At 60.5% G+C, this 17,676-nt stretch carries 15 protein-coding genes; 10 read left to right on the top strand and 5 right to left on the bottom strand.

The window, feature by feature from the left end; all coding sequences use genetic code 11:
- Positions 1-3 precede the first annotated feature (3 nt).
- The 4 genes from Q0936_RS12495 (at position 4) to Q0936_RS12480 (ending at position 4,167) form a co-directional block, all read left to right on the top strand.
- Positions 4-1,761: an FAD-binding protein gene (locus tag Q0936_RS12495; RefSeq protein ID WP_299293713.1), complete on the top strand. Its 1,758-nt coding sequence runs from the start codon at positions 4-6 to the stop codon at positions 1,759-1,761.
- Positions 1,762-1,945: 184 nt separating this feature from the next.
- Entirely contained in the window at positions 1,946-2,902 is a 957-nt protein-coding gene (locus Q0936_RS12490; RefSeq protein WP_299293716.1) for a fumarate hydratase, read from the top strand.
- Positions 2,903-3,505 (top strand): DUF6434 domain-containing protein, encoded by a 603-nt coding sequence (locus Q0936_RS12485; RefSeq protein WP_299293719.1) that lies wholly within the window; start codon positions 2,903-2,905, stop codon positions 3,503-3,505. It abuts the gene before it with no gap.
- Positions 3,502-4,167 (top strand): fumarate hydratase C-terminal domain-containing protein, encoded by a 666-nt coding sequence (locus Q0936_RS12480; RefSeq protein ID WP_299293722.1) that lies wholly within the window; start codon positions 3,502-3,504, stop codon positions 4,165-4,167. The genes Q0936_RS12485 and Q0936_RS12480 overlap by 4 nt, the downstream gene beginning before the upstream one ends.
- 4 nt (positions 4,168-4,171) lie before the next feature.
- On the opposite strand, the gene Q0936_RS12475 is transcribed toward Q0936_RS12480, so the two are convergent.
- From Q0936_RS12475 to Q0936_RS12465, 3 genes are read right to left on the bottom strand one after another with little or no spacing between them, the layout of a single operon-like run.
- Positions 4,172-4,789 carry a glutathione S-transferase family protein gene (locus tag Q0936_RS12475; protein WP_299293725.1) on the bottom strand — a complete coding sequence of 206 codons (618 nt, stop codon included), beginning with the start codon at positions 4,787-4,789 and terminating at the stop codon, positions 4,172-4,174.
- 19 nt (positions 4,790-4,808) lie between these two features.
- Positions 4,809-5,552 (bottom strand): sulfite exporter TauE/SafE family protein, encoded by a 744-nt coding sequence (locus Q0936_RS12470; RefSeq protein WP_299293728.1) that lies wholly within the window; start codon positions 5,550-5,552, stop codon positions 4,809-4,811.
- Complete coding sequence (locus Q0936_RS12465) at positions 5,549-6,430, bottom strand: LysR substrate-binding domain-containing protein (protein WP_299293731.1); 882 nt, start codon at positions 6,428-6,430, stop codon at positions 5,549-5,551. Before Q0936_RS12465 ends, Q0936_RS12470 begins: the two co-directional genes overlap by 4 nt.
- A gap of 348 nt (positions 6,431-6,778) precedes the next feature.
- On the opposite strand from Q0936_RS12465, the gene Q0936_RS12460 reads away from it, so the two are divergent.
- The 5 genes from Q0936_RS12460 (at position 6,779) to Q0936_RS12440 (ending at position 12,855) form a co-directional block, all read left to right on the top strand.
- Positions 6,779-7,792 (top strand): tripartite tricarboxylate transporter substrate binding protein, encoded by a 1,014-nt coding sequence (locus Q0936_RS12460; RefSeq protein ID WP_299143032.1) that lies wholly within the window; start codon positions 6,779-6,781, stop codon positions 7,790-7,792.
- An 83-nt stretch (positions 7,793-7,875) separates the two neighbouring features.
- On the top strand, positions 7,876-8,433 hold the full coding sequence (locus Q0936_RS12455; RefSeq protein ID WP_299143034.1) for a tripartite tricarboxylate transporter TctB family protein: 558 nt from the start codon (positions 7,876-7,878) through the stop codon (positions 8,431-8,433).
- Between the two features lie 7 nt (positions 8,434-8,440).
- Positions 8,441-9,931 (top strand): tripartite tricarboxylate transporter permease, encoded by a 1,491-nt coding sequence (locus tag Q0936_RS12450; RefSeq protein WP_299143036.1) that lies wholly within the window; start codon positions 8,441-8,443, stop codon positions 9,929-9,931.
- 30 nt (positions 9,932-9,961) lie between these two features.
- Positions 9,962-11,359 (top strand): aldehyde dehydrogenase family protein, encoded by a 1,398-nt coding sequence (locus Q0936_RS12445; RefSeq protein ID WP_299293734.1) that lies wholly within the window; start codon positions 9,962-9,964, stop codon positions 11,357-11,359.
- Positions 11,356-12,855 carry an AMP-binding protein gene (locus tag Q0936_RS12440; protein WP_299293737.1) on the top strand — a complete coding sequence of 500 codons (1,500 nt, stop codon included), beginning with the start codon at positions 11,356-11,358 and terminating at the stop codon, positions 12,853-12,855. Before Q0936_RS12445 ends, Q0936_RS12440 begins: the two co-directional genes overlap by 4 nt.
- Here Q0936_RS12440 and Q0936_RS12435 read toward each other — a convergent pair.
- Entirely contained in the window at positions 12,852-13,610 is a 759-nt protein-coding gene (locus Q0936_RS12435; RefSeq protein ID WP_299143046.1) for a sulfite exporter TauE/SafE family protein, read from the bottom strand. The genes Q0936_RS12440 and Q0936_RS12435 overlap by 4 nt on opposite strands.
- A gap of 9 nt (positions 13,611-13,619) precedes the next feature.
- Positions 13,620-16,430, bottom strand: a complete 2,811-nt coding sequence (locus tag Q0936_RS12430) for an FAD-binding and (Fe-S)-binding domain-containing protein (protein WP_299293740.1) — start codon at positions 16,428-16,430, stop codon at positions 13,620-13,622.
- A 94-nt stretch (positions 16,431-16,524) separates the two neighbouring features.
- Between Q0936_RS12430 and Q0936_RS12425 the strand changes: the two genes are divergently transcribed.
- A complete protein-coding gene (locus Q0936_RS12425; protein WP_366864930.1) occupies positions 16,525-17,661 on the top strand; it encodes an aminotransferase class V-fold PLP-dependent enzyme in 1,137 nt (378 codons plus the stop codon).
- Positions 17,662-17,676: the final 15 nt, after the last annotated feature.

Here is a 17,676-nt window from a genome sequence, read left to right as displayed (position 1 = left end):
GCCATGAAACTTGCGGACATTGAACGCCACGATACGGACATCCTGATCCTTGGGACCGGGGGTGCGGGCCTGTTCGCTGCGCTACATGCCCAGCAAACCGCGCCGGAGGGAACCAAGATCACCATCGCCGTCAAAGGTTTGATCGGCAAATGCGGCTGCACGCGCATGGTTCAGGGGGGGTACAACGTCGCCCTTGGCGGTGGCGACACGGTCGAACGGCATTTCATGGACACCATTCAGGGCGGCAAGTGGCTGCCCAATCAGGACATGGCGTGGCGGCTCTGTGAGCAGGCCGTGGTGCGTATCCGCGAGTTGGAGAACGAGGTCGGCTGTTTCTTTGACCGCAACCCGGACGGGTCGCTGCACCAGAAGGCATTTGCGGGCCAGACCGCGGACCGCACCGTGCACAAGGGCGATTTGACCGGCATCGAGATCATCAACCGGCTGATGGAAAAGGTGCTGGCGAGCGGTGTCGAAAAGATGCAGGAGCATCGCGCCGTGGGCCTGATCCCGACGAAGGATCGGTCTGCATTGGCCGGGGTGCTGATGATCGACATGCGCACTGGGCGGTTCCGTCTGGTGCGGGCGAAGACCGTGTTGATGGCCACGGGCGGTGGCCCGACCATGTACAAATACCACACGCCCAGCGGTGACAAGACGATGGATGGCCTTGCCATGGCGCTGCGTGCGGGATTGCCTCTGCGCGATATGGAGATGGTGCAGTTTCACCCCACGGGCCTATTGGCAGGCGACCATACGCGGATGACTGGAACCGTGCTCGAAGAGGGCCTTCGCGGCGCGGGCGGACAGTTGATCAACCACGCAGGCCAGCGGTTCATGTTCGACTATGATGGCAAGGGCGAACGCGCCACCCGTGATGTGGTCAGCCGCGGGATTTACGCGGAGATGCGCAAGAACAACAGTCCCGAGCAAGAGGGCGTGTTCATCTCGATGTCGCACCTCGGGCCGGAGTGGGTGGCGGAGAAGTTCAAAGGCATGGTCAAACGCTGTGCCGACAGCGGTTTCGATCTGGCTGGTGGTCAGGTCGAGGTTGTGCCGACGGCGCACTATTTCATGGGCGGCGTCGTGGTCGATGTAGACACGCGCACGGCGATAGAAGGCCTCTATGTGGCGGGTGAAGACGCGGGCGGTGCACATGGGTCCAACCGACTGGGCGGCAACGGGGTGGCGAACTCGACCGTCTATGGTGGCATCGCAGGCGATACGATGGGCCGAGACGTGGCGGGCATGACCCTGCGCGACCCCGACGAAGACGTGCTGGCCGCCGAATTCGAACGCGCCACCTATCCGCTAAGCCTCAAGCCCGACTTAATTTTGCCCCTGCGCAAACAGCTCCAAGACCTGATGTGGGAAGAGGTGGGTGTCATGCGGACCGAAGCAGGTATGAAACGCGGCCTCAATGGCATTTCGCAGGTGTCGGGCGCACTGATGGACGTGGGCGTGGACGATAGCAACCTCGCCTTCAACCTCACTTGGCACGACTGGCTGAACCTGCGCTCGCTCTGCGATATCTCCGAGGTGATCACGAAGGCTGGGATCGCCCGCGAAAACTCGCGCGGGGCACACTACCGCGAGGATTTTCCCGAAGACGGCGGGATTGAAAACAGTGACTTCACAGTGGCGACGCTCAAGGGCAAAGATGTCAAAGTGACCCGCGAACCCGTGCAATTCACCATCGTCCGACCGGGCGAGACGATCCTGCCCGAGGGTGAGCCCGAAACGCTGGTGGCGGCGCAATGATATTGGCACACAGAACAACCGGCGCGCATGCGCCAGCCCCGACCTCCCCCCCGGGAGGGGCTTTGTCGGACCAATGGCAACACCAAACTCCGCTGATGCCTTTTAGAACAAAGGACAGAATAGGCGGCAAGGCCCTCCCGAGGTCGGGGCTGGCGCATCCGCTCGCACAATCAGGAGACGTGATATGATCCCTATCTCCCTCATCCAATCCACCGCCGAGGTCCTTATGGACAAGGCTGCCATCGAAATCCCGCAGGATTACCTCGACGGCCTGCAACAGGCGGCCAAGACCGAGGATGGTGACCTCTCGTCCTTCGTCCTCAAAGCCATGCTCGACAACTATGAGGCAGCCAAAGAAGACCGCCGCGCCATGTGCGGCGACACCGGCGTGCCGCGCTGGTTCGTGAAGATGGGGAACGAGGCGCAGGTCGAGGGTGGCATGGTCGCGATGGAAACCGCGCTGCGCCGGGCCACTGCCAATGCAACCAACGGCGTGCCTTTGCGTCCCAACCGGGTGCACCCGCTGTGGCGGACAGATCACGACAACAACGTCGGCATCGGCGCGCCCGAGATTGAATATGGGTTCGAGCCCGAAGGGGAATGGATCGACCTGATCACGGTGCACAAAGGGGGCCTTTTTGGCACTGACTACCGCATGCTGTTTCCCAGCGATGGTATTCAGGGGATCAAGCGGTTCTACCTCGACAGCCTCATGGCATTTGGCAAACGCGGCCTCGCCTGTCAGCCCGCGATCATCGGGATTGGCCTTGGCGGGTCCAAAGATACATGCATGGCACTGGGCAAGCGTGCCTCTACCCTGCGCATCGTGGGCAGCCGCAATTCCGACCCGCGCATTGCCGAGATGGAGGATGAGTTCAAAGAGCTCGGCAACTCCATCGGCATGGGCGCCATGGGGTTTGTGGGCAAGAACATGGTGATCGATTGCAATATCGAGGTGGGCTACTGCCACACGGGCGGCATGCCGATGTCCGTGCATGCTTTTTGCCTGTCCTCGCGTCGCGCGGTGGCGCGCATCCACGTAGACGGGCGGGTCGAATACCGCACGGATCCCGACTGGTTCACGCCGTACCAACGCCGCGAGACGGTAGACTGGGAACCGCAGCGCGAGGCGGCGGAATAAATGCCGCGCGGCGAGCCACAGGATGCGCGCCCGGATATGGCACAGCTGGCCACCGGATCCGAGCTGCGCCGCTGGTATTGGCGCAAGGATGAACTTGTTGCGCGCGCCAGGACACTGGGGTTGAAAACAGGCGGTGGGAAGTTCGAGGTGTTGGACCGTATCGCGCATTTTTTGGATACGGGCGAACGGTTAGTGCCGCAGCCCAAATCGGCAAAACCTGCGTCGCGCTTTGATTGGCATTCTGCACCGTTAGACGATGCCACCGTGATCACCGACAACTACCGCAACACGCAAAACGTGAGGCGGTACTTCAAATCCACTCTGGGTGATGGATTCAAATTCAACATCGCGTTTATGGATTGGATGAAGGCCAACGCCGGGGCCACGCTGCGCGACGCCTGTACGGCCTATGGCACCTGTCAGAGCGCGTCGGGCAAAACTCAGATCAGGGATCACAACCAGTTCAACCAATATACGCGCGACTTCATGGCCGACAATCCCACGCTGGGCATGGACGATGTCAGGCGGGTTTGGGCCCTCAAGATCCAGCAACCGTCCGATACTGGCCGCCACCGATATGAACCCGGAGACCTTGACCTATGAGCCCCCGCGAAGTCCGCTTGTCCACAACGCCCTCCGACGAGGCCATCGCCGACCTGCGCTTGGGCGACGTCGTCTATCTTGACGGTCTCATGTATACTGCACGCGAGGGCGTCTACATGCGCGCGCTGGAGGACAAGGCGAACATACCGATGGAGTTGCCCAGCCAGTCGGCGGCCAACTTCCACTGTTCACCCGCCGCGCGGATCAACCCCGATGGCTCTTTTGACATGGGTGCGGTGACGGCCACGGCGTCCTTCCGTTTTGCCAAATGGCTGCCCGAATGGATGGCCAAGACAGGCGCAAAGCTGATTGTCGGCAAAGGCGGCATGACGTCCAAGGACTACAAGGAATATTTCGTTCCAAACGGCGCCGTATATTTATCGACCGTCGGCTACGGCACGGGCGCGTTGTTGGGGCGCGGCGTCGAAAGTGTCGAGGCCGTACATTGGAACGAAGAGCTGGGTTTGGCCCAAGCCATGTGGGTGATCAAGTGCAACAAGATGGGGCCGTTCATCGTTGCTTCTGACATGAATGGCGATTGCCTGTTCGAGCGTGAAAACGCCAAGATCGCCAAGAACGTTGAACGGGTTTACGAGGGCACCAAACCCGCTGTGCTAAAGCGATATGGTGAAAGCGACGACCGACGGGACGAAGTGATCTAGGGCGCTATTCGGCGTATATCGCAAGCGCCTGTCGCGTGGCAGGGCGCGCCATCATTGCGGCCTTGTGTGCAGAGAGTTTGGGGAATCCGTCGAGGGACGCGCCAACACGCGTCAGCCAGTGATCTAAAAGAAACAGGTAAGGGTCGCAAAAGGAAAATTTGCCCCCCAAGGCCCAAGGCCCTGAAACAAAATGTTTTTCCAGGAAATCAGCGCAGGACAAAAGGTTCTGTGGGGCGCGTGCCTTCATGTCGGCGAGGGACGCGTCCAGATTGGCCCATCGGTCCCCGCGACGCGCGTGTGCATAGGCCACGTGCACCGTTGTACCCAGATATGCGCAAAGCGCACGCGCCTGAGCCTGCGTGAACGCATCTGACGGCACGGTGGCTGCGTCCGCGTGGGTGGCTGCGATGTATTCGAGGATGGCCGCATTCTCTGTGATCAGACCGTCCGGTGTTTGCAATGCGGGTATCCGACCTTTGGGATTGATGCGCAAATAGTCGGGGGCACGGTGCGCCCCGTCTGAAATCGGAACCTCAACCGCATCGAACCGTGCACCCACTTCAATCAACAGGATGTGCGCCGCCAGTGACGACGACCCTCTGGAGTAATAGTAGGTCAGCATAGTGTTCCCCTCGGATCGTTCAGGTCAGTTCACTCACCATGATGCCGACCCCCATCAGCAACGTCAGTATGATCAGCAAGCGCCGGAACGCCGTGTCGCTGAGCATTCGGAACACCGCGATCCCAACCTGCGCGGCAACCATACCGGTGGGTATGGTGATCAGTAGCGCCTGCATCGCGGTTCGGTCAAACGCACCTTTGAAAAACAGCAAACACACCGTTGTGCTGAGAATGGCCACGTTGAAGGGTTGCAAAACAGCGCGGGTCGCGGACTTGGTCCAGGGGCGTATCGACAGCCACATTGCGGGAATGGCGCCAGATACAGAGGCCGCACCGCCCAGCACACCACCAACAAAGCCGATCCCGCAGTCAACCACCGGCGTGCGCCGCGTGAATGCAGGCAAGGCTGCGCGAAACCCGAAGTATCCGCCATACACGATCAACAGCGTCGCAATCCCCAGACGCAGGGTGCCAGCATCAATCACGTTCAAAAGAGACAATCCAAACGGCACGCCGGCGAGACCCGGCAGCAGAAATCGTAGCAAACGCTTTGGCCTCGCCAGAATATCGCGCCGCACGATCCACAGGCCTTGCAGCCCCGCCAGAACCGACATGAGCGCGACGATGGCCACAGCCTGAACAGGGTCCAGAACAACCAGATAAAACCCAAGCGCAAACAACGCGGTACCGGTGCCAGACAAGCCGTTGATGAACCCACCCGCAGCAGCCCCCAACAGCAGGAACGCAATGAACGAACCGCTCATGTGGATGCATCGGCAATGGCCGCCCCAAGTGCGTCATGGACCGCGTCAATCGCCTGCATCTTGATGTTGTCCTTTTGATAGACCAGCCCAAGGGTCCGACGGGGCGCGTCATCTCCCAAGCTCAATCGTTTGACTGGAATAACCTCGCGCGGCTTGATCACGAGATCCGGGACAATAGAGACGCCGAGATTCGCATGCACCATGCTTGCGATGGCTTCCGGGCTGTCCAGTTCCATCGTTTCGGTGACGCGGATTCGTTTGGACACGATCCAATTGTCGATCAACGTGCCGACCACCGCATTCCGGTTGAACCGGATAAAGGGGCGACTGTTCAGCAAGACAAGCGGGTCGTCTTCCCCCTCTTCGACAGACGCAATCAGTTGCATTGGTTCCTGGGTCAATTCACGAAACACAACGCCAACGGGCATCAGATGCGGTTGGCTGACGATCGCCGCATCCAGGTTTCCGCGCTCGGTATCTGCCAAGAGATCACCCGTCAGTCCGGGGCGGATATGCAGCTTGATGTGCGGAAAGCGGGATTTCAGAATGGCCAGCGCCTGTGGCGTCAGACCCGTCAATGTCGTCCCCAATGCCCCGAGTTTGAGAACACCGTGCAGACCACCATCGGCCAGAACCGATGGCACCAGATTGTCATAGTCGGCGAGCAATTCGCGCGCCTTTGCAACGACTTGCTGACCCAATGGCGTCAATTCAGGCGTACGTGTTCGGCGGTTGAACAAGGTGACGCCAAGGTCAGCCTCGAGCACCTGCATCTGCTGGCTGACCGCTGCGTGGGTCACGTGCACATGCGCGGCGGCCGCACTGAAGGTGCGGTTATCCGCAACCGCAACCAAAGTTCGGAGAAGCCGGATAGACACTTGCGAACGCACCCCTTTTCGAAAGCTCTGCTGACCAAAGTGTGTCGGTCAGGAACCACACCGCAACGTGTACTTTCAGAATGGCTTGTGCGCCAATTGGATGTATTTGTCCATGGCAACGCCCCCTGTCGCGCCCGACCGACCGGCACATTGCGCGGTACGACCACATCATTCCTGTGTGATCGCACCGCACCGAACAATAGACAGACTGGATTAGTTGACCTATCAATTTAGATGAACCTTACCCTGCGGAACAAAAGCCAAAAATGGCAGCCGCAAATCTTGGGTTCACATACGGAGCCGAATGTCGGGAAACCCTCGCATTTGGCAATTGTCTGGGAGGACTACATGAAGAAAATGTTTGGAACAGCGGTGTTTGCCGCTGCGTTGACGATGTGCGGCTCTGCATACGCGTTTCAGTGCGCTGTTGGCGAAAGCTCGATGGACAAGCCCGGCGGGTTTCCCGAACGCGCGCTGACCATGATCGTGCCTTACGGCCCGGCGGGCGGTTCGGGCCAGGTTGCAGCAGCAATGGCTGAGGCCGTTACAGAATTGACCGGTGTGTCGATCAACCGCGACCACAAACCGGGCGGCTCAGGCACCGTTGGTATGACGGCCTACATGGCCGCGCCTGCGGATGGCTATAACGTGCTGGAACACATCGACGATGCCGCATCTGCGCACGCGCTGGATTCCTCTGTGCCAAACCCGGCCGAAGACCTGATCCCGCTGGTCGTGTCGCAGGTGACATTCTCGCAGATCTACATCCGCTCGAACGAGGACCGTTTTACCGACTGGCCGTCGTTTGTCGAGTGGGTCAAGGCGCAGGGTGGCCGCGCCACAATCGCCAACGTGTCCAAGGAAGGCTCCATGGAGCGCGTGACCATGCGGTTCATCACCGATGCAACCGGCATGGAAATTCAGCAGATCTCCTTTGACAAGGGCGCGCCACGCTACGGCGCTCTGTTGGGCGCACAGGTTGACGCGCTGTTTGAACAACCGGGCGACGTGCGCAACTTCCTTGATGCAGGCCAGTTCAAGCCGATCCTGACCATCTTTGACGAACGTCCCGGCGTCTTCGCAGACGTGCCGACGCACCGCGAAATGGGCATGGAGTTTGACCCGCTACTTCGGTTCCGCGGCTTCTATGTTCACAAGGATGCACCGGCGGACCGCGTCGAGTGGCTGCAATGGGCGTTCCAGCGTGGTTATTGCGAGGACAGCTATCAGGCGTTCAACGAATCCAAGTTCATGACTGTCATCGACAGCTATCGTGACACGGACGGCGCCAAAGAGCTGATCACTCGGTCCGTCAGCCAGTACCGCGACGTGTACAAGGCGATGGGCCTGGACGTTAAGTAACCCAACCAAACGGTCCCCGGCGCCTGCGATAACGTGCGGCGCCGGGATACAAGCAGGGGCAGACCTGCGACGGGGAGAAGACCATGGGGCGTCTCAAGCGGGCTCACATCATCGAGGCGGCCATCTGGCTGACCATCGCGGCCGTATTTTTCGGATATTCTTTCGAATTCAACCAGCCGATTGAAATCTACAAGTTTGGGGCGACCGCCTGGCCGCGCGTGGTTGTTGCGGTTTTGGTCATCGCGACGCTGGGCAACCTGTACTATTCCTACCGCTACGGGTCATCGGCCCAACAGGGCCGGATCGGCGTCACAAACCAAGAAGACGAAACAGACTTCAGCGACCCGTCCACACTGATCAAGATGATTGCGGTGCTGTTCACGCCATTCATCTTTGCGTGGCTGCTCAAACCTGTTGGCATCTACTTTAGCGCGCCCTTTTTTATTGCCGCGATCATGTGGTTGTTCGGCGAACGCCGGATCAAGGCCATTCTGATCATGACTGCCGTGATTTACGTCATCTTTCTGGGCCTGTTTCTGGTGGTGCTGAACGCGCCCCTGCCCCAAGGCAACACATCGCCGTTTTACGACTACAGCGCGTGGATCTTGAAGATGAACACGCAACTTCAAAACCTCTGGTGACCCCCCGATGATCGAGAATTTTCTGGCTGGAAGCAGCGCGCTGTTTGGTGACCCCGTCACCATCGCCATCTTTGTCTTTGGCGTGATCGGCGGCATGTTGTTCGGTGCGATCCCCGGTGTCAGCATGCTGACCCTTGCGGCGATCCTGTTGCCCTTTACCGCCGGTTTGACGCCTGCGCAGGGTGTGATGCTCTTTGCGGTGATCTATTGCACCGGCACCTATGGCGGGGCGATCACGGCGATCCTGTTCAATATACCTGGCGCGCCGGAAAACGCGCCCACGGCCTTTGACGGCTATCCGATGACCCAACAGGGCAAGTCGGGCAAGGCTGTTGGTGCTGCTGTGCTGTGTTCAGCAATTGGCGGCGTGGCATCGGCCCTGATCATGATGGCCGCGACCGAGCCGCTGGCCCAGTGGGCGATCCGCAACATCGGGCCACCCGAGATTTTCGCACTTGTTTTCTTTGGCCTTGCCGTGGCCTCGTCCGTAGGTGCGCGCACCATCTGGAAAGGCTGGATGTCCGTCCTGATCGGCCTCTTGATCGCCACCATCGGGCAGGACCCGGTGGGCGGCATCAACCGCTACAACTTTGGTGTCGGCGATCTGGCTGCGGGCATCGCCTTTGTGCCTGCGATCCTCGGGTTCTTTGCCGTCTCCGAGATCTTCGTGCAGGCCGAGCGCAAGGCGGGCGGCACCTACAAGGCGCCCAAGGTCAGCATGTCGTTCCCGACCTTCCTCGAGCTGTGGATGCACAAGTTTGCCGTGCTGCGGTCCATCCTCGTGGGTTTCTTCTGTGGTATCCTGCCCGGTATCGGCGCGACGCTTGCGGCCTTTATGGGCTACGGCGAGGCCGTGCGCTGGTCCAAGGACAAGGAGAGCTTTGGCAAAGGCAACCTCGAAGGTGTGATTTCCTCGGAAACCGCCAACAACGCCGCCACCGGGGCCGCGATGATCCCGCTGCTGGCGCTTGGCTTGCCGGGCGGTGCGCTGACGGCGATGATGGTCGCGGTGTTCCAGATGCACGACCTGCAACCGGGCCCGCTGGTGTTTTACACCTCGCCAGACCTGATCTGGGTCGTGTTCGCGGCGATGTTCTATGCCAACCTGTCGATCCTGATCATCGGGCTGGTCGAGACCAAGACGATCCTCAACCTGCTCAAGATCCCGTTCCAGTTCCTTGCGCCGCTGATCCTGATGCTGGCCACGATCGGTGCCTATATCAGCCGCGGCCTCGTGCTGGACGTGATGGTGATGTTCATCGCGGGCATCCTTGGCTACTTGCTGCGCCGCTCTGGCTTCTCCATTCCGGGGATCGTGCTGGGCCTGATCCTTGGCCAGATCGGGGAACAGAACTTTGCCCAAGGGATGCAGATGGTCCACTATGACCTTGGCACGTATTTCTCGCGCCCGATCTGTGCCATCCTGATCGCTGCCGGGTTCATCACCCTGCTTGCCAACATCTACCGGGCTTTTGCGCCGGCCGCGCAACCGCGTTAAGGCCGGGCAAACCGTTCGAGAGGAACCCGCATGAGCACAGACACAGACGCCGTCCACGCGATGATCGCCCGCGCGCGCGTGGCACAGGTCGAGTATGAAACCGCAGGCAGTCAAGCCCGCTATGACCGCGCCGCAGCAGCAGCAGCCTGGGCCATTATGGAACCTGCGCGCAACCGCGCGCTGGCAGAGCTGGCGGTTGAGACAACGGGCCTTGGCAATGTCCCGGACAAGATCACCAAGAACCACCGCAAGACGTTGGGCCTGATGCGCGACATCCAAAACGTCCCGACCTACGGCATCATCAGCGAGGACGCGGATACCGGCATCACCGAAATCGCCCGCCCCATTGGCGTGATCGGGGCCGTGGTGCCCTCAACCAACCCCGGCGCGACGCCGGCGAACAACGTGATCAACGCGCTGAAATGCGGCAATGCGATCATCCTGTCGCCCAGCCCCAAGGGTGTTCCAACCTGCGAGCGGTTGCTGGAATACATCCACGCAGAGTTCGCAAAGATCGGTGAAAACCCCGATCTGGTTCAGATGATCCCCGGACGCGGATCAAAGGAAAAGACGCAGGTCTTGCTGGAAAACACGGACACAATCGTCGTGACCGGGTCCCAGAACAACGTCAAACGCGCCTATACCAGCGGCACGCCTGCGCTGGCCGTGGGCGCGGGCAACGTCACCGTGATCGTGGATGAAACCGCTGATCTGGCGCAAGCCGCCGAGAAAATCCGCGCCTCCAAGACCTTTGACAACGCCACTTCGTGTTCGTCCGAAAACGCCGTTGTTGTGGTGGATGCCATCTATGATGCCTTTGTCGCGGCCATGGCCGCGGCTGGTGGTGCGCTGATCCGGGACGAGGCGCGCGTGGTCGACATGTTGTGGCCGGACGGTCACCTCAGCCGGAATGCCATCGCACAGGACGCGGACAAGCTGATTGCCGCGCTTGGGCTACAAGGTGAAGTGCCAGAGAGCACGGAATATGTCGCGGTCGAGACCGCCGGGATCGGCCCGGATCATCCCTTGTCTGGGGAAAAGCTGTCGCGGGTCCTGGCCCTTTATCGCGCGCGTGACTTTGACCATGCGGTCGAGGTGACACGGACCATCCAATTGCATCTGGGCGCGGGCCATTCGGTTGGCCTGCACTCCGCAGAGGACAGCCGCGCCATCACCTTGGGACAGGCCATCCCGACCAGCCGCGTCATCGTCAACCAAGCACATTGCTTTGCGACAGGCGGCGCGTTCGACAACGGCATGCCGTTTTCGCTGTCGATGGGGTGTGGATCGTGGGGCGGCAACTCTATCGACGACAACCTGCATTGGAAGCACTTCATGCAGACCACCAAGATCGTGCGTCCCATTGCGCCCCGCGAACCCGAAGTCGCGGATATTTTTGCCGGGTATTGGGCCGAGGCCGGAAAATGAAACTGCATCACGGCACCCCGCCCGACGGAACCGTACGGGATTGGCTGGACGCGCGCGCGCAGTCCGGCGGCACCGCTATCGTGTTCCCGGAAACAGGTGGCACGCTGAGTTGGCAGCAATTGCAGGCAGAGGCCGCGCGGATCGCCCTGGACCTGACAGCGCTGGGCATAAACAAGGGCGACAGCGTCGCCGTCATGCACCCCAATGGCCGCGACGGTGTGATCGCGCTCTATGCCGCGCTTTATGGCGGGTTTCGTGCCACCATGATCAACCTGGCTGCGGGGCCAGACGCCATTGCCTATGCGTTGGAGCATTCCGAGGCGCGTGTGGCCTTTGTCCACCCGGATCAACGGGACGTGTTTGATCAGGCCAAGCCCGCGCACCTAAATATCTATCTGCCCACATCTTCGACGTCGCAGGTCGATCTGCACCCGTTGCAGGCCAGCGATGACGCGCTGTTGATGTATACCTCTGGCACCACGGGCCGTCCAAAGGGCGTCGTTCACACCCACGCGAGCCTTTTGGCAGGCGGCTGGACCGTCACGGTCGCGCATCATTTGACCGCACAGGATCGCGGCTTTTGCGTGCTGCCGATCTATCACATCAACGGTCAGTGCGTGACGGTGATGGGCAGTCTTGTGTCAGGCGGGTCGCTTGCCATGGTGTCCCGGTTTTCCGCATCGCAGTTCTGGGAACAGGCGGCCACTGGCGAGGTCACCTGGTTTTCGGTTGTCCCAACCATCATCAGCCATGTGCTGCACGCCAAGGATGATCCCGCACCTGCGGTGCGATCCCGCATCCGCTTTGGCCGGTCCGCCTCGTCCGCGCTGGCGGTAGAAACGCAGACAGCGTTTCAGAACCGCTTTGGTATCCCGATCGTCGAAACCATGGGGCTGACCGAGACGGCGGCGCAAATCCTGTCCAACCCGCTGGACCCCGCACGCCACAAGATCGGCTCGTCCGGCATCGCCTACGGCAATGAGGCACGGATTGCGGATGAGAACGGCACGCCCTCCCCAACGGATGTCGAGGGCGAAATTCAGGTACGCGGTCCCAACGTGATGAAAGGGTATCTCAAAAACCCCGACGCCACCGCCAACGCCTTCGCCGGTGCGTGGTTTCGGACCGGGGATTTGGGCCGCATGGACGCCGATGGCTACGTTTACGTGACCGGACGCCTCAAAGAGCTGATCATCAAAGGTGGCGAAAACATCGCCCCACGCGAGATTGACGAGGCGCTCTATCAGCACCCGGATGTGATGGAGGCCGCCGCATTTGCCAGGCCCTGTCCCCAATACGGCGAGCGTGTTGAGGCGGCGGTACGCCTGCGTCCCGGATCAAGTGCGACGCCAGATGACTTGGTTGCACTGTGCACGACCCGCGTTGGCACGTTCAAAGCGCCCGATTGCGTGCACATCCTTGATGAACTGCCCAAAGGTCCGTCAGGCAAGATCCAGCGGCTTTATCTTAACGAAATGCTGTACGGAAAATCCTAGAACACGCCCAGCGCGATCAGGCGCAGCCCCATGATCAGAAACGCGATCAACACGGCACGACGGAAATAGGTTTGTGACACCTTGTTGCGCAGAACCTCACCAATCCTGAACCCCACCAGCACCACGCCCAGCCCAAGGATCGACTTGAGCAAAACCGGCACAGTCAGGATGCCCGCGATCACCTGCCCTGCACCCAACGGCAAGCATCCGGCGAGGAACAGAAAGCCAGTGGCCCCGATAAAATGCTCTTTGGATACGTTGCGGGCCACCAGGTACATCGCAACGGTTGGTGACCAGATGGAGCTGATGCCGCCCAAGGTGCCGGACAGCAGGCCAAACCCCACCTGCCAGCCACGCCCCGGCCCGATGTTCAGCTTTACCCCCAACAGGAGGTTAAGAGAGAACACGACCATCGCAATCCCGATGGCCACCGTCAAAAGCGCCGTAGGATAGTCAGCGATGAACATGGACGTCACAAAAATGCTGATGACAATTGCCGCTGCAAACCACGCATAGCGCCGCGCGATCATCCGCTTTTCCGGCGCATGTGCGAATTGCAGCGTGTTGGTTGCAAGGATCGGCAACCACAACAGCGGTATCGCCTCGGTCGGTGGCAGCACGAGGGTCAACAACCCCATGGCCGCAGCGGGCAAACCAATGCCCAGGAACCCTTTTACGATACCCGCAAACAGGAACACGCTGACCAGAACGGCAATTGTGGGGGCGTCGAGCGCCGGCAACAGTGTTTCAAGCATTGTGCATCCTTATCCCGAAATCGCCCGGTCCAAAAAGACCGCGAGGTTATCTGCCTTCCGGTCGGTCACGTCCTTGATCTGGCACCGGCATGAAAACCCGTCTGCGACAACCTGCGTGTCCGGCGCAGCGGCGCGGATGGCGGGCGCCAAGGACAATTCTGCCATCTGGCGCGACACACCATCGGTCTCTGCCTGATACCCGAACTGACCGGCCATGCCGCAACAGGACGAGTCGATCATCTGCGCCGTCACTCCGCCGATCTGCGACAGTGCCGCAACGGTCGCACTGGCCACACCCTGCGCCTTCTGATGGCAGTGCCCATGTACCAGAACGGTCGTGTCGGCCATGTGCACCCCTTCGAGCGGGTGTTGGGCCATATACTCGGCAAAGGTCAACACCTGCGCCCCCATCTCAGCGGTCCAACCTGGCACCAAGTCAGGTGCCTCATCGCGGAACATGAGCGTGCAGGACGGCTCCAGCCCCACAATTGTCTTGCCCTGATCCAGTGCCGACCGGAATGCCTCCACGGTCCGGGTCAATTCGGAACGCGCGCGCTCCACCATGCCCGAGGACAGATACGTCCGCCCACAACACAGGGGCCGACCCGGCGCATCGACAAACCCGACGGTCAGTCCTGTGTGGCGTATGACCCGCTGGGCCGCCGCCAGATTGGCGGGATCAAAATACCGATTGAACGTATCGGCAAACAACAGAACATCGCCGTCACCCGACATCGGTATCGGCGCTTGGAACCGTGGCAAACGGCGTGTCCGACTGATCCCCATGGTGCGTTCCAAGACGCTCGGAAAGGCACCTGCGGCATTGACCACTGACCGTGCCTTTGCGGCGAAGGGGGCCAGGCGGGGCAGATTTGCGATCACCTGGTCGCGCAGGGGCAATCCATGCGTTCTGTACCGCGCCGCCTGTGCTTCGGTCTTCATCCGGGCCATATCGACGGACATCGGGCATTCCGATTTGCACGCCTTGCATCCGACGCACAAAGCCATGGTTTCGGCCATATCATCAGACGCAAACGGGTCATCACCCAACTGCCCGGTCAGGGCCAGTCGCACCGTGTTGGCGCGTCCGCGCGTCAGGTCCCGTTCATTGCCCGTGACGCGAAAGGACGGGCACATGACACCACCGGTGCTTTTGCGGCACGCGCCGTTGTTGTTGCACATCTCTGCCGCCCCAGCGAGACCGCCGGGCCAGGCCTCCCAGTCAAACACAGTGTCGATGCTGCGCTGTGCGTACCCTTCGGGCCACCGCATCAAACTGCGATCATCCATTTTGGGCGCACGCACGATTTTGCCGGGGTTCAACACGCCATCCGGATCGAACCGGTCCTTTACCTCTTCGAACAGGCGCACCATGCGGGTGCCAAACATCCGTTCGTGAAATTCGGACCGCACAATGCCGTCGCCGTGCTCACCCGAATGGGACCCTTTGAACCGCGCCACGAGGTCAAACGCCTCTTCGGCGATGGCCCGCATCGACCTGACATCCATCTCCAGACGCAGGTTCAGCACGGGCCGGACATGCAGCAATCCGACGGAGGCATGCGCATACCATGTGCCATCAGTCCCATGCTTGCGAAATACCTCGGTCAATTGGTCGGTAAAGTCGGCAAGATGCCGTAGCGGTACCGCGCAGTCCTCGACAAACGAGACCGGTTTGCCCTCTGCCCGCATCGACATCATGATGTTCAAACCCTGTGTTCGCACGCCCCAGATCTGCGCCTGAAATGTCGGATCTTCCGCCTCAACCACGCCACCTTCGGCCTTGCCCGGATCTCCCCACAGGAACCCCAAATCTGCCATCAGATCACCCAGCGCAGTCAGCCTGCGGCGGTTTTCTGCGGGGTTTTCTGCAAATTCCACCAGCAACAGCGCCTGCGGCGCGCCTCTCACAAATGCGTCCACGATTGGTCGGAATTGCGGGATTTCGCGTCCCAGCCGGATCATGGTGTGGTCCACCAATTCGACGGCAACAGGGTCCAGCTTGACGATATGCTGCGCCGCATCCATGGCCGCGCGAAAGGTCGGGAAATGACACACGCCGAGTGTCTTGTGTGTCAAGACGGGCGACAGGGCCAAATCAAGCGTTTTGGTCAGACCCAGTGTCCCTTCGGACCCCACCATAAGGTGCGCCATGTTCGGGGATGCGCCGACAAGCGCATCGACGTTATACCCCCCCACGCGCCGGGACACGTTCGGGAACCGCGCCGCAATCTCATCGGCGTCGCGGTTGGCTAGCGCAATCAGATCACTGTCGAGGGCGGAACGCGCAAGCTCGTGGCCAAAACTCCGTACGGAACCGTCTGCCAACATGGCTTCGAGCGCCACAAGATTGTCCTGCATCTTGCCATAGCGGATCGACCGCGAACCGCAGGAATTGTTTGCAGCCATCCCACCCAGCGTCGCGCGTGACGCGGTCGAGACATCGACAGGATACCACCAACCATCCGCCTTCAGGCGACGGTTCAGATCATCCAACACCAGACCGGGTTCCACCCGAACCGTTCCGGATTCCGGATCATACTCGCGTATCCGATTGAGATGCTTGCTAAAATCCACAACCAGCGCATCGCCAACCGTTTGCCCGGATTGCGATGTGCCACCACCGCGGGCAAGGACGGGTATGCCAGCCTCGCGGGCAAAGCTCAGCGCGGCTTCGACGTCATCCCAGCGTTTTGGCACGACAACTGCTTTGGGCATGATCTGGTAGATGGAGGCATCGGTGGCATAACGCCCCCGGTCATAGTCGCCGGTCAGAACGTCACCTTCGATGCGTTGCGCAAGCGATTTGTAGTTCACCATTTCTGTCTTGACCTCGCGACTATTGCATCCTCTGCTCGGCCCATTCAAATTGCAACGAATTTGGAGGCGTAGGATGCGATCAGGGCGACATTTTTTGCAGATACCGGGACCGACCAACACACCTGACCGTATCCTGAGGGCCATGCACCGCGCCGTCATCGACCACAGGGGCCCGGAATTTGGCGCCATGGGCCGTGACCTGTTGCGCGACCTCAAGGCCGTTTTCCAGACCGAGAACCACGTTGTGATCTATCCCGCGTCTGGCACAGGTGCATGGGAGGCGGCCTTGGTAAACGTCCTGTCGCCCGGTGATCAGGTTCTGATGTATGAAACCGGCCAATTTGCCACCCTGTGGAAAAACATGGCGGCCAAGTTGGGATTTGACCCGGTGTTCATGCAAGGCGACTGGCGCCACGGGGCGCATGCCGAAGCAATTGGCGCACAACTGACCGCCGACACCGGGCATCAGATCAAGTCGGTCTGCGTCGTGCACAACGATACAGCCACCGGGATCACGTCGGACATTGCCGCTGTACGCAAGGCGATGGACGACGCGCAGCACCCTGCGTTGTTGATGGTGGACACGATTTCATCGCTGGGGTCCATCGACTTTCAAACCGACGCTTGGGGCGTTGATGTTGTGGTGGCAGGGTCGCAAAAGGGTCTGATGTTGCCACCGGGGCTGTCGTTCAACGCGATCTCGGACAAGGCATGGGCCGCATGTGAGGCAGGTGGCGACCGACGGTCCTATTGGGATTGGCGCGACATGGTTGGCCCAAACGCGCAGGGTTTCTTCCCTTACACCCCCGCGACCACGCTGCTCTATGGCCTGCGCGAGGCGCTGGATATGTTGGCCGAAGAGGGGCTGCGCAACGTCTTTGCCCGCCATGCCCGGCACGCCGAGGCGACGCGGCGGGCGGTCGAGGCGTGGGGGCTGGAAATTCTGGCCGCGCATCCGCACGAACGCTCAAACGCGCTGACGGCTGTTATGATGCCAGATGCGCAAGGTGCCGATGCACTACGCGCCGAAGTCCTCGACAGTTTCGACATGTCACTTGGCACCGGGTTGAACAAAGTGGCGGACAAGGTGTTCCGCATCGGCCACTTGGGCGACTTCAACGATTTGATGCTGATGGGCACGCTTTGCGGTGTTGAAATGGGATTGAAACGGGCCGGTGTCAGCCACACGCCCGGCGGTGTCCAGGCGGCAATGGATTTCCTGAGCGCGTGAAGGCGCCGACCCATG

Source organism: uncultured Tateyamaria sp., assembly GCF_947488715.1.
Taxonomy (GTDB): Bacteria; Pseudomonadota; Alphaproteobacteria; order Rhodobacterales; family Rhodobacteraceae; genus Tateyamaria.
Note: the sequence above shows the minus strand (reverse complement) of the source record. Positions and strands in the feature narration are given on the sequence as shown.